Consider the following 13,035-nt stretch of genomic DNA (forward strand, 5'->3'; position numbering starts at 1 on the left):
CCGGAGCAGGCAGCGGACATCTGGATCAGAACAGCTCGACCGTACCGGCGCCCATGTTCTGCTGGGCAACCGGCTTGTGCGGCGGGCGTTCCCACTCGCTGCGCAGTTCGCGCAGGCGGCTGCCGGTGCGCTGCAGGGCGGTGGCGATCTCTTCGTCGAACACGCCACCGTTACGGTGCAGCAGTTCCTGCAGGGCCACCGCTTCGCGATTGATCGCGGTCAGGCGGTCCAGGTGGGTGTGCACGCCGCCCAGTGCCTGGGTGGCGATGTCTTCGAACTGCAGGGCGCGCACGGCTTCGGCCACGCTGCCGTCGATCGAACGGGCGCACTCGGACACTTCACGCATGCCGTCGCCCAGCGAGGCGTTGATCTGGGCCACGTTGTCCAGCATCGCCGCCGCTTCCTGGCGCGCTTCGCGGGAGCGGTCCATGTCACGCGAGGCCATGTGCGAGACCGTCTCGCGCACCTTGGCAATGGCGTCCTTGGAGCTGTGGGCCAGCTTGCGGATCTGCTCGTTGAAGGTGGTCGAGCGCTCGGACAGGTTGCGGACTTCGTCGGCCACCACAGCGAAACCGCGACCGGCTTCACCGGCTCGGGCTGCTTCGATGGCCGCGTTCAGTGCCAGCAGGTTGGTCTGGTCTGCAATCGACTTGACGTCTTCCAGCAGGGCGAAGATGCCGTCCAGGTGCTGGGCCATCTGGTCGATGTGCTGCACGGTGGTGCTGCTCTGGCCGCTCACCTGTTCCAGCGCTTCCACCAGCTGTTCCATGCGGTGGCTGGCGTGCTGGGCGAAGCGGGCGACGTCGAGGCCGGCGCTGCCTTCGTCACCGGCGCGGTCGACGATGCGCGACAGGGCCTGGCTCTGCTGGCGGGACTTGCGGTTCATCGCATCGAAGCTGCCGCCCAGGCTGGACACAGCCTGGCGGATCAGGTCACGGGCGCGTTCCACTTCGCCACGGGAACCGTCGATCTCGTTGCCGACGAAGTTGCGCAGCTCGGTCAGCAGCTGGTCCTGCTCACGCAGGACACGGGCATGTTCCGGGGAACGATGCGCCTGGGCGCGGGTGGTCCACCACGCAAAGCCCAGCCAGCTCAGCGTCATCGTGGTCAGGATCGCCCAACGCAGGGCGGCCGGCCATTCGAAACCGATGGCGAAGGGGAGCAGCAGGGTCAGGGCCAGGGGGGCGGCCAGACGGATGAAAATGCGTGAGTACATGGACGTTCTCGGGAGGTGCACGGAGGATGTATCGGCCGTACCCCCTTTCTCTTTAACGTCGATGTGCCTTCTGGATGCGCCGGATTTCCGACGCCTCCGGTGCATCAGGGGTCAGGGCCCTTTCCGTACCGGAAAGGGATCCGACCCCGGGCCTCAGGCCAGCTGGCGGTCCACGGCCTCGGTCATCGCCTTGCGGCTGAGCAGGAAGTCCCAGTAGCTGCCCCCCAGCTGCCGCCACAGCACGGCCGCACGCACGGCGGCCAGCAGCAGCGCGCGGATCTCGGCCACCACCCCGGCCTGGGCAAGGTAGTGCGGGTTGCCCTGCACCATGACGCGCGGCTTGAGGTGGCTGATGGTGTCCGCATACAGGCCGCCCAGGCTCGCCAGCACGTCCGGGTGGCCGCTGTCGCCCAGCTCGAGGGCCTGGCGCTGGGCGCGCTCGATGCCCGAGGCGACCTTGTTCACGGTGGCGCCGTCCTGCACGAACCGCCGCTCCAGCTGCAGCACCGACAGGGCCAGCTTGGGCAGGATCGGATCCTGGCCCTGGTTGCGGAAGTAGTTGTGCAGCAGGCGCAGGCCGGACTTCAGCGCGTCGCGGTCGCCAAACACCTCCTGCGGGGAGGCGGCATCGATGCGGAACACGCTGTCCACCGCGGTACGCACCGCCGCGGCGTCGGAATGGCCGGTATCGGCGATACGGCGCACCTGCTGCAGGGCCTGGGCAATGCCGGCCAGGGCCAGGACGCGGTCGTCGACAGTGAAACTCATGCAGCGATTACCTCAAAAGGAGAAGGGGTGGTGCGCAGGCGCTGTTCCAGCGGCGCATCGGTTGCGGCGATCACCGCGCCGCCCAGGCAGACATCACCGTCATACAGCACCAGCGACTGGCCAGGGGTCACGGCGCGCTGCGGGCGGGCGAAGGTCACCAGTACGCTGCCATCGTCCAGCACCTCGACCGTACACGGCTCGTCCGGCTGCCGGTAGCGGGTCTGGGCGGTGCACTCGAAGCGGCGGGCCGGCGGCGCACCGGCAATCCAGTGGGCGGTCTCCGATCGCAGCCGGTCGGACAGCATCCATCGGCTGTCACGGTCCTGGTCCACGTACAGCACGTTGCTGGCAACATCCTTGCCGACCACGTACCACGGCGCGGCAGGGCGGCCGCGCACGCCGCCGATGTTCAGGCCTTCGCGCTGGCCCAGGGTGAAATAGAACACGCCCGGGTGCTCGGCGATGACGCTGCCGTCGGCCGGGTCGAGGATCTGGCCGGCCTTGGCGGGCAGGTAGCGGCCGAGGAACTCACGGAAATCGCGCTCGCCGATGAAGCAGATGCCGGTCGAATCCTTCTTGGCATGGGTCGGCAGGCTGACGTCGCGGGCGATCCGGCGCAGGTCGCTCTTTTCCAGGTCGCCGATCGGGAACAGGGTGGCGGCCAGTTGTTCCTGCCCCAGCTGGTGCAGGAAGTAGCTCTGGTCCTTGGACCGGTCGGCGCCGCGCAGCAGCAGCCATTGCTGGCCGCGCTGGGCGATGCGCGCGTAATGGCCGGTGGCGATGCGTTCGGCCCCCAGCTCGCGGGCGGCATCCAGGAAGTGCTTGAACTTCACTTCGCGGTTGCACAGCACGTCCGGGTTGGGCGTGCGGCCGGCGGCGTACTCGGCCAGGAAGTGTTCGAACACGCCCTGCCAGTACTCGTTGGAAAAATCGCGGAAGTGGAACGGAATGCCCAGCAGGCCGCAGACGGCCACCGCATCGCGGCGGTCATCCTCGGCGCGGCAGTCGCCGCTGCCATCGTCGGCCCAGTTCTGCATGAACAGGCCGGCCACGGCTTCGCCCTGCTGCACCAGGCGCCAGGCGGCCACGGAGGAATCGACGCCGCCGGACACGCCCACCATTACCCGAGGGCTGCTCATGCGACCTCCTGGACCAGGGAAAGCGGATGGCGCTGGCCGGCCAGGTAGTCGGCCACCACCTGCCAGACCAGCGGGCTGCGCAGGCGCGGGCCGGCGGCCTGCAGCTCGGCCGGGTCCAGCCACAGGGCGCGGTCGATGCCGGTATCCAGCGGCTGCGCCGGGTCGTGCGAGACCGGGCGGGCGGCGTAGCAGAAGCGCAGGAAGGCGGTGCCGTCAGGCGCGGTCCACTGGTAGCAGCCGATGAAGGCGCTCAGTTCCACCGTCCAGCCGGTTTCCTCGCGGGTCTCGCGCAGGGCCGCGGCGGCGAGGCTCTCGCCTGGTTCCAGGTGGCCGGCGGGCTGGTTCAGCACCTGCCGGCCGTCAATGGTCTCTTCCACCAGCAACACGCGGCCGCCGTCGACCACCACGGTGGCCACGGTGGCATGCGGTGCCCAGCGCGGGTCCTGCACAGCGTTCAACTCAGAGGTCGTCCTTCTTGGTCAGCTCCAGCTCCATCGCATCGGCGGTCCGGATGGCCGCATCGATGGCGTCGCTGAGCTGGTCGGTGGTGGCATCGGCGTCGATCTTCACCACGAACATGGCGGTCTTGTCCTGCTTCACCCAGCCGCCCATCTTGGCGTCCTGGGAATCTTCCAGCAGGCGGTTGGCCACCGCTTCGGGGAACTGCTTGTCCTTGGACACATAGCCCGGCGACCACACCTCGCGGATGTTGTGGCTGCCGAAGTCCTCCACGGCCGAGCGCACGTAGACCATCTGCGTGCGGTCGCCTTCCACGTCGAACACCATCTGGTAGTCGCCGTCCTCGTCCACCTCGAAGGTGTAGCCCAGCTTCTCCAGGTGGCGGGCGACGGCGGCATCGGCCTTGCTGCTGTCAGCGGTGGTCGCGGCACCGGCGGTACCGGCGGTACCGGCGGCGGCCAGGGCGAGCAGCAGGGCAGGCAGAAGGGTCCTTTTCATGAAAATCCTGTGAAACGTGGGGGGCAGGCGGTAATTGTGACGGCGGCCGTGCGTGCCGTCCATTCCGCGCCAGGCCGACGCAGCGCCGCCGCACCCTCTATAATGTGCGGATGCCCCGCGAGTCTTCCCCCGAATCCCATCACGACCACGGTATCGCCGTGGAGCCCGCGCGCCCCGAAGTGGCGCCGCCGCCGTTCTACCAGGTGATGATCCTCAATGACGACTACACCCCGATGGATTTCGTGGTGGACGTCCTGCAGCAGTTCTTCAGCATGGACCTGGACAAGGCCACGCAGGTGATGCTGCACGTGCATACCCGCGGCCGCGGTGTCTGCGGGGTCTTCACCCGTGAAGTGGCCGAAACCAAGGTTGCCCAGGTCAACGAGTACTCGCGCATGAACCAGCATCCGCTGCTGTGCACGATGGAAAAGGCCTGACCCCCGGTAGCGCGTAGAGTCGAGCTTGCTCGACTGATCTTCAATGCAGTCGAGCAAGCTCGACTCTACCGAGGGTCAACGCCAGCAATCCGCACCGTTCCAGCCATGGCCGTTCTCTGGCCCCGCCTGCGTGCTCACGTTCAATCCGCCTGCCTTGCCCGCTGACCGCCGGGGCGAGGCGTTTTGCGGGTCATCACGTGGCAACGGACAGCCGATCGGGTAGGGTTCGCCGAAGCGCCGGCGGGCTGCCCGGGCGTGAACGATGATCAAGCAATCCGCACTGCTAACGCCATCTGAACGCAGCAATCCGCTAGGGTGATGGAAATCGCGTAGTCAGGCCGCATATTGTCCCCATCTGCCGCCGGAGTAATCCATGTTCAGCAAAGACCTCGAACACACCATCGGCCAGTGCTACAAGCGCGCCCGTGAGGCCCGGCATGAATTCATGACGGTCGAACACCTGCTGCTGGCACTGCTCGACAACCCGTCCGCCCAGGCCGTCCTCAAGGCCTGTGGTGCCGACGCCGAACGCCTGCGCCAGGAGCTGGAGCAGGCCATCGAGGCCTCGGTGTCCCGCCTGGCCGAAGACGACGGCCGTGATACCCAGCCGACCCTGGGCTTCCAGCGCGTGCTGCAGCGGGCCGTGTACCACGTGCAGTCCTCGGGCAAGAAGGAGGTCACCGGCGCCAACGTGCTGGTCGCCATCTTCGGCGAGAAGGACTCCCACGCTGTCTATTACCTCAACCAGCAGGACGTCACCCGGCTGGACGTGGTCAATTACCTGTCCCATGGCATCGCCAAGCTGGGCGAGGAGGGCGAGCAGCCGTCCTCCCCGGAAGGCGAGAGCCGCATGGAAGGCGGGGACGGCGAGCCCAGGGGCGATGCCCTGACCGAATTCGCCAGCAACCTCAACGAACAGGCCCGTGCCGGCCGCATCGACCCGCTGGTGGGCCGTGCGGACGAAATCGAGCGCACCATCCAGGTCCTGTGCCGCCGCCGCAAGAACAACCCGCTGTACGTGGGTGAGGCCGGCGTGGGCAAGACCGCGATCGCCGAGGGCCTGGCCCGCCGCATCGTCGAAGGCTCGGTGCCGGACGTGCTGGCCGACGCCGTCATCTACTCGCTCGACCTGGGCGCGCTGGTGGCCGGCACCAAGTACCGCGGCGATTTCGAAAAGCGCCTGAAGGGCGTGCTGACCGCGCTGAAGAAGGTGCCCAACGCGGTGCTGTTCATCGACGAGATCCACACCATCATCGGTGCCGGCTCGGCGTCGGGCGGCACCATGGATGCCTCCAACCTGATCAAGCCGGCCCTGGCGTCGGGCGAGCTGCGCTGCATCGGCTCGACCACCTTCCAGGAGTACCGCGGCATCTTCGAGAAGGACCGCGCCCTGGCCCGGCGCTTCCAGAAGATCGACATCGTCGAGCCGACCGTGGGCGAAACCTACGAGATCCTGCAGGGCCTGAAGAGCAAGTACGAGGCCCACCACGGGGTGACCTACTCTGACGAGGCGCTGCAGGCAGCGGTGGATCTGTCGGTCAAGCACATTGCCGACCGCCTGCTGCCGGACAAGGCCATCGACGTCATCGACGAGGCGGGTGCCCGCCAGCGCCTGCTGCCGGAAGGGCAGCGCAAGGAGCTGATCGACGTCGAGGAGGTCGAGGCGATCATCGCCAAGATGGCGCGCATCCCGGCCAAGCAGGTCAGCGCGACCGACAAGGACGTGCTGCAGCACCTGGAGCGCAACCTGAAGATGGTGATCTTCGGCCAGGATCCGGCCATCGGCACCCTGGCGTCGGCCATCAAGCTGGCGCGCTCGGGGCTGGGCAATCCGGAAAAGCCGATCGGCAACTTCCTGTTCGCCGGCCCCACGGGCGTGGGCAAGACCGAGGTGACCAAGCAGCTGGCGCTGCAGCTGGGCATCGAGCTGGTCCGCTTCGACATGTCCGAGTACATGGAGCCGCATTCGATCAGCCGCCTGATCGGTGCGCCCCCGGGCTATGTCGGTTTCGACCAGGGTGGCCTGCTGACCGAGAAGATCGTCAAGACCCCGCACTGCGTGCTGCTGCTGGACGAAATCGAGAAGGCGCACCCGGACATCTTCAACATCCTGTTGCAGGTGATGGACCGCGGCGTGCTGACCGACACCAATGGCCGCGAAGCCAACTTCAAGAACGTGGTGCTGGTGATGACCACCAATGCCGGCGCGGCGCAGGCTTCGCGGCGGTCGATCGGCTTCACCAAGCAGGACCATGCCACCGACGCGATGGAGACCATCCGCCGCAGCTTCACGCCGGAGTTCCGCAACCGCCTCGACGCGGTCGTGCAGTTCCAGCCGCTGGGCTTCGAGCACATCCTGCGCGTGGTCGACAAGTTCCTGATCGAGCTGGAAATGCTGCTGCAGGAAAAGCACGTCAGCCTGTCGGCCACCCCGACCGCACGCGACTGGCTGGCCCACCACGGCTTCGACCCGCTGATGGGTGCCCGTCCGATGGCGCGCATGATCCAGGACAAGATCAAGCGCCCGCTGGCCGACGAACTGCTGTTCGGCAAGCTGGTCAACGGCGGCCGCGTCAGCATCGACGTGCGCGACGACGAGCTGGTGGTCGAGACCCACGCCGAACCGGAGCGCCTGCTGCCGGCAACGGTGGAATAAGGGCGGCCGGGCACGGACTGGTCAAGATGTGATTGGCAAGGGCGGCTTCGGCCGCCCTTTTCATTTCCGCGGCCGTTCAGCGCCCCTGCTGCGCCAACCGCTTGAAGGTCGCCGGATCGATCGGCTCGATCCGGGTCACCCTGCAGTGGTTGCTGTCGGTCCGTAGCAGGGTGCGGGCATTGCCGCAGATCTGTTCAGGCGTACTTCGCGTGAAAAACGTGTAGCTGGCCGAGGCAGCGGCGCCCAGGCAGCGCTTCTGCAGGTGGACCCGATAATGCGCATCACCGTCGCGCAGCAGCACTTCCCGCTCCGTGCTGGACGGGCGGATGTCACGGTTGCCGCCCAGGGTAATGCACCCGGCCTGGGGTGCAGGTTGGGCAGGGTCGGCGGCGTGTGCTGCAAGGGAACTGGCCAGCAGAACGACGGGCAGCAGGGCGCGTGTGAGCAGGGCGTTCATGGCGGGGCGGGGATGCGATCCGGATTGGATCGGATCCCACGATGCCGCTGGCGTCGCGGGTGCGAATCTGCCGCAAGCAGGCCTGACCGACGCCATGGTGCGTTCGGTCACGATGACCTCCGGCAAGTAGGCCGGCCAGGCTCAGGAGCTGATGGCGCGGAAACCCAGTTGCCGGCCCTGGCCCATCGGGCCCTCGATCACGAATGCCACGGCCTCGTGCGGGATGTGCAGGCGCTGGCGCTGGCGTGTGCCGGCATGGCTGATCTCGCGCTCGGCGGCAAGGTACAGCGGATGGGATGCGTCCATCTCGACGCAGATGAGGCAGGGCTGCCCAAACCAGGTGCCGTCAGGCCCCTTGCTGGCATAACAGCGGGCGGTCACGGACTGCGGGTCCAACACGATCAAATAGCTCATGCATCCAGAGGGTGGGCGAACATCACGCAAAGTCTAGCGATCCGTTCCCGCAACATCTTTCGGACTAATACGAAAAATCGCGGCCATGTGATGGCCCGGAGGGCGGGCACGACAAAAGGCCGGCAGCAGGGCCGGCCTTGTCAGGGTGGCGCAGGGCGCCGACCGCTTACTTCATGCGGTAGGTGATACGACCCTTGGTCAGGTCGTACGGGGTCATTTCAACCTTGACCCGGTCACCGGTGAGGATGCGGATGTAGTTCTTGCGCATGCGGCCGGAGATGTGGGCGATGATTTCGTGCCCATTTTCCAGGCGAACGCGGAAAGTGGTGTTCGGCAGCGTCTCGCTGACGGTGCCCTCGAACTCGATGGAATCGTCTTTCGACATGTAGTCCTGTGCGGTTCAGAAAACGGCCACGCTGGGCCTAAGGCGCGGTATTTTACGCGTCCTTCGCCCAGCTTGCAAAGATCCGGTTAAATTTCCGCCAGATCCCGGGCCGGCAGGCGCCCCACGGCGTGGGTCCACGGGCCTTCACGGCCTTCTTCGCGTACGGCCAGGCGGACATGCTGCAGGAATTCTTCCCGCGGCAGGTGAACGGCCCCCATCCGCAGCAGGTGCGGGTTCTCCACCTGGGCGTCGATCAGGCGCCAGTTCCAGCGATGCAGGGTAGCCGCCAGCGCCGCCAGTGCGATCTTGGAGCCGCCGCTGGCGCCGCTGAACATGCTTTCGCCGAAGAACATCGTGCCGATGGCCACCCCGTAGATGCCACCCACCAGGGTCTGCCGATCCCAGGCCTCGAACGAATGGGCGAAGCCAAGGTCATGCAGATGGCTGTAGGCGCCCACCATGTCCGGGCTGATCCAGGTGCCGTCCTGGCCCGGGCGCGGAGCGGCCGCGCAGGCCCGCATCACCTGGCTGAAGGCGGTATCGGCGGTGACCTCCCAGGTGCTGGCGCGCAACTGGCGGCGGAATCGGCTGGACAGGTGCACCCCGTCGGTGTGGAAGACCATGCGCGGATCGGGCGACCACCACAGGATCGGCTCGCCCTCGCTGAACCACGGGAAAATGCCGCCCGCGTAGGCGTTGAGCAGGCGCAGAGGGTGCAGATCGCCGCCCACCGCCAGCAGCCCGTCGGGCTTGCGCAGCGCGGTTTCGGCCGGAGGGAAGGGCGAGTCCGGCGCATCGGACAGGCGCCAGGGCAGCGGGCGGGTCATGCGGGTGATTGTATTCGTAGCGCCCCCGCCGGAACGCGATGGTGGATGCGCGTTGACTCTGGTGGTGCCGGCCGCTGGCCGGCAGAGCCGCTTCAGTCGAGCACGCTCTACGCTACCCGCCCACGCGGAATGGGCTGTGCCCCATCAGCTCCTGCCGGTACCGACGGACATCGCGCCGCTCCTGCTGGCACCACTCCCGCAGCGCCTCGGCAAAATCCGCATCGGCCACCCAATGCCGACTGCGCACCAGCGTTGGCAGGAAGCCGCGTGCCAGTTTGTGCTCGCCCTGCGCGCCGGGCTCGAAGCGCGTCAGCCCCTCGCGCAGGCAGTACTCGATGCCCTGGTAGTAGCACGCTTCGAAATGCAGGCCGGGCAGGGTGGCGCCACCCCAGTAGCGGCCATAGAGCGTGTCGCCCCCGCGCAGGCACAGCGCGCCTGCAATCGGCTCGCCGTCCTGCTCGGCCAGGAACAGCGCCAGCCCGCGGCCCAGCGAAATCGCCAGGTGGCGCAGGAACGCCTCGGTCAGCGCCGGCGCATTGCCGTACTCGAGGAAGGTCTGCAGATAGAAGCGGTACATCGCCTGCAGGTCGGCGCGGCTGGCGTCATTGCCATGCACCACCCGGAAGGTGATTCCCTGGCGGGTGACCTTGGCGCGCTCCTGGCGGATGTTCTTGCGGTGCTTATGGTCCATCGCAGCGAGGAACTGCTCGAACGTGGTCCAGTCGCCCGGGTTCTGCCACTGGAACTGCACGTCTTCGCGCAGCAGCCAGTCGTCATTGAAGGCGTCGTCGTCGCTGGCGGTGTGGAAGTTGATGTGTGCCGAAGACACCTCCAGCCCGTGCAGCTGCTCGCGAAGCACCGCCAGCAGCGCAGCCCGGTTCACGCCATCGCCGGCCAGCAGGCGGGGCCCCGTCACCGGCGAGTACGGCACCGCGCCCAGCCACTTCGGGTAATAGTCGCGACCGTGCCGCGCATAGGCGTTCGCCCAGGCGTGGTCGAACACGAACTCACCGTGGGAGTTGGTTTTCAGGTAACCCGGAATGGCGCCGACCAGGGTGTCGTCATCCCACAGGGTGAGGTGCCGTGGCTGCCAGCCCCAGTCCTCGCGCAGGCAGCCGTGGGCCTCCAGCCCGGACAGGAAGGCGTGGCTGACGAAGGGGTTGCGGCCGTCGTGCAGGGCGTCCCAAACGGTGTCGGGAATGGCCTGCAGGGAGTCGAGGAAGCGGGCGGAGAGCATGGGGAAAGGATAGGGCAGGTCGGGTTCGATTTGCCGGGTGTCGTGAATGCCTTGAGGATTCTTGCAATTTCATGGATGCGTGAAGTTCGTCCCGTTGCTCATCCCGGTTGGAAGTCACGTTGATGAAGCCGCGCATCGGCTGCAAAGACTCGAACCGGAGGACCAACACATGACATTGACCTGCCTGCTTCGCTGCGCACCGGGCACTTGCTTTGCAATGGCATCGCTTTTCGCTCCCCTGCCATCACTGGCGGATGCTGGCTCGGCCGCGGCCAGCGTTCAGCACAGCGATGCACAGCTTGATGCGATCCTGACCGTCAGGGCGCAGGAGATTCTGGACCGGATGAAGCGCCTTGAGGGCCAGTCGAAGGACATCCGCGTGCAGGTGGTTTTCGACTTCGGGGCGGGCGCGCTTCGAGTCTACTTTGGCCCTGGAATCCTGCCGGATGACTACGGCGCCAGCTTTGAGGATCAGCATGACGACTTTCGTCATAGCTTGACGCACATTGCTCAGAAGGCTGCGCCAGTAAAGGAAATCATATTCCGCTACGACGGTCGAGAGATCGAAGCGTACTTTCCGGAGGTCAGGAAGGAGGCGGAGGATGCTCAGAGGGCGCGCGTGCGACCGCGCCGCGCGTAGGCGTTCACTCAGGAGTGGTCGAACACGGAGACTCCAGCTCGTGCAGGAAGGTGCGGCTCGCGAACGGGGCGTGGCCGCTGCGCAGAGCATTCCGGTCGGTGTCGGGAATGGCCTGCTGAACGTCGGGGAAGCGGGCTGAGAGCGAGGGAGAAGGATAGGGCAGCTGGTATTCGACGCCTTCAGCAGCGGTGGCTGGAATGACAAAAGTACGAAATCGCGTGGTTTGTGACTTCATCCCGCTCGGCCAGCATCAGCGTGTGGATAGTTCTGATGAGCGGCTATTGAGCCGTCACATCAACACTTGAGGGAGAGTCATGTGATTGCAGTAGCACTAATCGTGGTTTCTGCGCTGGCGGGTCAGGTCGAAGCCGGCCAGTCCGCGTTCCATCGAGGACTCGTGGACACGGATCCGGCGGTGGACGCCATCGTCACCCGTGCGAGCCAAAATGCACTCGATTACTACCGACGACAGAATCATCTGAACACCCCGGCGGACGTAAGAGCCGTATATGACCCTGGAACAGGGATGATCCGAATCGACCTGAGAGGAGGGCTTCTGCCCGAAAGCGGTGGCGCCGAGCTGGAGGATCTGCAGGGGTTCATTTCAAATGGTGCACTCGATGCGATGAGGCCCATTTTCCCGGCCACGGGAACGAAGTTCTTCTACAACGGCAGGTCATTCGAGGAGCAGTATCCGGCGGAAGCGGCTGAAGATCGGAACACTTCTTGGTTGCGCCAAGGAGTTGGACCAGTGGTCGTGTCCGCTGGACACGGCTGGTACTACCACCACGGGTTCCGGGACTGGAGAGCGCAACGTGATCCATCAAATGGGATCATCGAAGATCAGATCACGCCTGGCTACGCACATGAACTTCGGGTATTGCTGGTTGAGCGAAGTCGGGTGGATGCAGTGCGTATTCGTTCCGAGGGGATGGATCTTCATGATCCAAGTGGGGAAGAGTGGTGGCGCCTCGGCGGGAGGTATTCGTTGCAGGCTGCCAAGCCAGGTCTGTCCGACGTCTGGAACTCTCTACCGAACTCCAGCAGTTCTCTTCGGGAGAGAGATGAAGATATACGCAGCCGACCACGCTACGCCAACCATCTGGATGCGCGTGCGTTGATCCACCTGCATACCAATGCAGGAAATCCAGCTGCATCCGGCGCGCGTGCATATGTTGCCGGGGGGCGGCCGGACGATCATCGACTGGCGAGCAGTGTGCTCTGTTACATGAAGGAGCTGATCAATTCAGTAGAGGACTATTCGGGATACGCCGTCGCTCTGGCGCCTGATATAGGGAGGCATGGTGAGAACGTTCAGGCAGACATGCCTTCCGTCATCATCGAGACAGGCTTTCACACCAATATTTCGGACGCCGCAGCCCTCCAGGGTCCCGTCTTCCGCACAGCCTCAATGAAGGGGGTCGAGAAAGGCTATCGACTCTTCCGCGAAGGCAAGGACTGCCTTCCTCTCAAGGCAGAGCCAATCGAGGGCATTCACCTTTCAGCCGGGGGATCGAAGCAGGTCGATGTTGTATTTGAAGGCTACCCTCAATACCCCATCCAGCTGATCACCACCAATGTCGGTTGCCCGCCGGGCTGGACCTGCACGGATGGGCGGGTACGCATCGAGACCCCTGATGCCAAGCCGAGCCAGATTACGCTGCGTTGCGAGAACGCCGGAAGCGCGCCCATCTTCTGGGACACCCAAGTGGTGGACGACGACGGCGTGAAGTCTCCGCCGATGCGTCATTGGGTGCAGTGCACGCGCAGGCCCGGAGGTGCGGCCTCAGGTCCGGGCGTCACAGCCGGGATTGAGGCGGCGACGGCGGGTTGAAAAAACGGGCGCTTGCGCGCCCGTTTTCTTCCGTCGAGCATGGCTCGACGCTACAGAAAAGGCAGTCG

At 65.7% G+C, this 13,035-nt stretch carries 15 protein-coding genes; 4 read left to right on the plus strand and 11 right to left on the minus strand.

The features are described from left to right. Nucleotides 1-25: 25 nt before the first annotated feature. The 5 genes from C1927_RS10815 to C1927_RS10835 all read right to left on the minus strand — a co-directional run bounded on the left by C1927_RS10815 (nt 26) and on the right by C1927_RS10835 (nt 4,080). The gene (locus tag C1927_RS10815) at nt 26-1,216 is read right to left on the minus strand and encodes a methyl-accepting chemotaxis protein (protein ID WP_079221856.1); all 1,191 of its coding nucleotides are present in this window, start codon (nt 1,214-1,216) and stop codon (nt 26-28) included. A 153-nt stretch (nt 1,217-1,369) separates the two neighbouring features. After that, on the minus strand, nt 1,370-1,984 hold the full coding sequence (gene hflD / locus C1927_RS10820; protein ID WP_079221857.1) for a high frequency lysogenization protein HflD: 615 nt from the start codon (nt 1,982-1,984) through the stop codon (nt 1,370-1,372). After that, nucleotides 1,981-3,123 carry a tRNA 2-thiouridine(34) synthase MnmA gene (gene mnmA / locus C1927_RS10825; protein ID WP_079221858.1) on the minus strand — a complete coding sequence of 381 codons (1,143 nt, stop codon included), beginning with the start codon at nt 3,121-3,123 and terminating at the stop codon, nt 1,981-1,983. Before mnmA ends, hflD begins: the two co-directional genes overlap by 4 nt. Further along, nucleotides 3,120-3,581: an NUDIX hydrolase gene (locus tag C1927_RS10830; RefSeq protein WP_108746662.1), complete on the minus strand. Its 462-nt coding sequence runs from the start codon at nt 3,579-3,581 to the stop codon at nt 3,120-3,122. Before C1927_RS10830 ends, mnmA begins: the two co-directional genes overlap by 4 nt. 1 nt (nt 3,582) lies before the next feature. Further along, complete coding sequence (locus C1927_RS10835; RefSeq protein ID WP_108746663.1) at nt 3,583-4,080, minus strand: hypothetical protein; 498 nt, start codon at nt 4,078-4,080, stop codon at nt 3,583-3,585. Between the two features lie 110 nt (nt 4,081-4,190). On the opposite strand from C1927_RS10835, the gene clpS reads away from it, so the two are divergent. Both clpS and clpA read left to right on the plus strand, forming a co-directional pair. Next, on the plus strand, nt 4,191-4,517 hold the full coding sequence (gene clpS, locus C1927_RS10840) for an ATP-dependent Clp protease adapter ClpS (protein ID WP_079221861.1): 327 nt from the start codon (nt 4,191-4,193) through the stop codon (nt 4,515-4,517). A 373-nt stretch (nt 4,518-4,890) separates the two neighbouring features. Continuing rightward, the gene (clpA, locus tag C1927_RS10845) at nt 4,891-7,173 is read left to right on the plus strand and encodes an ATP-dependent Clp protease ATP-binding subunit ClpA (RefSeq protein WP_108746664.1); all 2,283 of its coding nucleotides are present in this window, start codon (nt 4,891-4,893) and stop codon (nt 7,171-7,173) included. A gap of 76 nt (nt 7,174-7,249) precedes the next feature. Here the strand turns inward: clpA and C1927_RS10850 are convergent, their stop codons facing one another. The 5 genes from C1927_RS10850 to C1927_RS10870 all read right to left on the minus strand — a co-directional run bounded on the left by C1927_RS10850 (nt 7,250) and on the right by C1927_RS10870 (nt 10,493). Beyond that, a complete protein-coding gene (locus tag C1927_RS10850; RefSeq protein WP_108746665.1) occupies nt 7,250-7,630 on the minus strand; it encodes a hypothetical protein in 381 nt (126 codons plus the stop codon). A gap of 141 nt (nt 7,631-7,771) precedes the next feature. Next, nucleotides 7,772-7,936 carry a hypothetical protein gene (locus C1927_RS21705; protein WP_254051577.1) on the minus strand — a complete coding sequence of 55 codons (165 nt, stop codon included), beginning with the start codon at nt 7,934-7,936 and terminating at the stop codon, nt 7,772-7,774. 274 nt (nt 7,937-8,210) lie between these two features. Continuing rightward, nucleotides 8,211-8,429, minus strand: a complete 219-nt coding sequence (gene infA, locus C1927_RS10860) for a translation initiation factor IF-1 (protein WP_005409596.1) — start codon at nt 8,427-8,429, stop codon at nt 8,211-8,213. A gap of 86 nt (nt 8,430-8,515) precedes the next feature. Further along, nucleotides 8,516-9,256, minus strand: coding sequence for a leucyl/phenylalanyl-tRNA--protein transferase (gene aat, locus C1927_RS10865; protein ID WP_108746667.1), 741 nt, complete (start codon nt 9,254-9,256; stop codon nt 8,516-8,518). Nucleotides 9,257-9,368: 112 nt separating this feature from the next. Then, nucleotides 9,369-10,493 (minus strand): GNAT family N-acetyltransferase, encoded by a 1,125-nt coding sequence (locus tag C1927_RS10870; protein WP_108746668.1) that lies wholly within the window; start codon nt 10,491-10,493, stop codon nt 9,369-9,371. 79 nt (nt 10,494-10,572) lie between these two features. On the opposite strand from C1927_RS10870, the gene C1927_RS10875 reads away from it, so the two are divergent. Further along, nucleotides 10,573-11,133 (plus strand): hypothetical protein, encoded by a 561-nt coding sequence (locus C1927_RS10875; protein WP_159095344.1) that lies wholly within the window; start codon nt 10,573-10,575, stop codon nt 11,131-11,133. Between the two features lie 4 nt (nt 11,134-11,137). On the opposite strand, the gene C1927_RS21410 is transcribed toward C1927_RS10875, so the two are convergent. Further along, nucleotides 11,138-11,368: a hypothetical protein gene (locus C1927_RS21410; protein WP_152027074.1), complete on the minus strand. Its 231-nt coding sequence runs from the start codon at nt 11,366-11,368 to the stop codon at nt 11,138-11,140. Nucleotides 11,369-11,449: 81 nt separating this feature from the next. On the opposite strand from C1927_RS21410, the gene C1927_RS10880 reads away from it, so the two are divergent. Beyond that, nucleotides 11,450-12,967: an N-acetylmuramoyl-L-alanine amidase gene (locus tag C1927_RS10880; RefSeq protein WP_108746670.1), complete on the plus strand. Its 1,518-nt coding sequence runs from the start codon at nt 11,450-11,452 to the stop codon at nt 12,965-12,967. Nucleotides 12,968-13,035 lie beyond the last annotated feature (68 nt).

Origin of the sequence: Stenotrophomonas sp. ZAC14D1_NAIMI4_1 (genome assembly GCF_003086775.1) — a bacterium.
Taxonomy (GTDB): Bacteria; Pseudomonadota; Gammaproteobacteria; order Xanthomonadales; family Xanthomonadaceae; genus Stenotrophomonas.

Bases quoted from the DNA above. Each gene is read 5' to 3' on its own strand.
- C1927_RS10815 (WP_079221856.1), bottom strand. From the start codon at position 1,216: ATGTACTCACGCATTTTCATCCGTCTGGCCGCCCCCCTGGCCCTGACC.
- hflD (WP_079221857.1), bottom strand. From the start codon at position 1,984: ATGAGTTTCACTGTCGACGACCGCGTCCTGGCCCTGGCCGGCATTGCC.
- mnmA (WP_079221858.1), bottom strand. From the start codon at position 3,123: ATGAGCAGCCCTCGGGTAATGGTGGGCGTGTCCGGCGGCGTCGATTCC.
- C1927_RS10835 (WP_108746663.1), bottom strand. From the start codon at position 4,080: ATGAAAAGGACCCTTCTGCCTGCCCTGCTGCTCGCCCTGGCCGCCGCC.
- clpS (WP_079221861.1), top strand. From the start codon at position 4,191: ATGCCCCGCGAGTCTTCCCCCGAATCCCATCACGACCACGGTATCGCC.
- clpA (WP_108746664.1), top strand. From the start codon at position 4,891: ATGTTCAGCAAAGACCTCGAACACACCATCGGCCAGTGCTACAAGCGC.
- C1927_RS10850 (WP_108746665.1), bottom strand. From the start codon at position 7,630: ATGAACGCCCTGCTCACACGCGCCCTGCTGCCCGTCGTTCTGCTGGCC.
- C1927_RS21705 (WP_254051577.1), bottom strand. From the start codon at position 7,936: ATGGACGCATCCCATCCGCTGTACCTTGCCGCCGAGCGCGAGATCAGC.
- infA (WP_005409596.1), bottom strand. From the start codon at position 8,429: ATGTCGAAAGACGATTCCATCGAGTTCGAGGGCACCGTCAGCGAGACG.
- aat (WP_108746667.1), bottom strand. From the start codon at position 9,256: ATGACCCGCCCGCTGCCCTGGCGCCTGTCCGATGCGCCGGACTCGCCC.
- C1927_RS10870 (WP_108746668.1), bottom strand. From the start codon at position 10,493: ATGCTCTCCGCCCGCTTCCTCGACTCCCTGCAGGCCATTCCCGACACC.
- C1927_RS21410 (WP_152027074.1), bottom strand. From the start codon at position 11,368: ATGAAGTCACAAACCACGCGATTTCGTACTTTTGTCATTCCAGCCACC.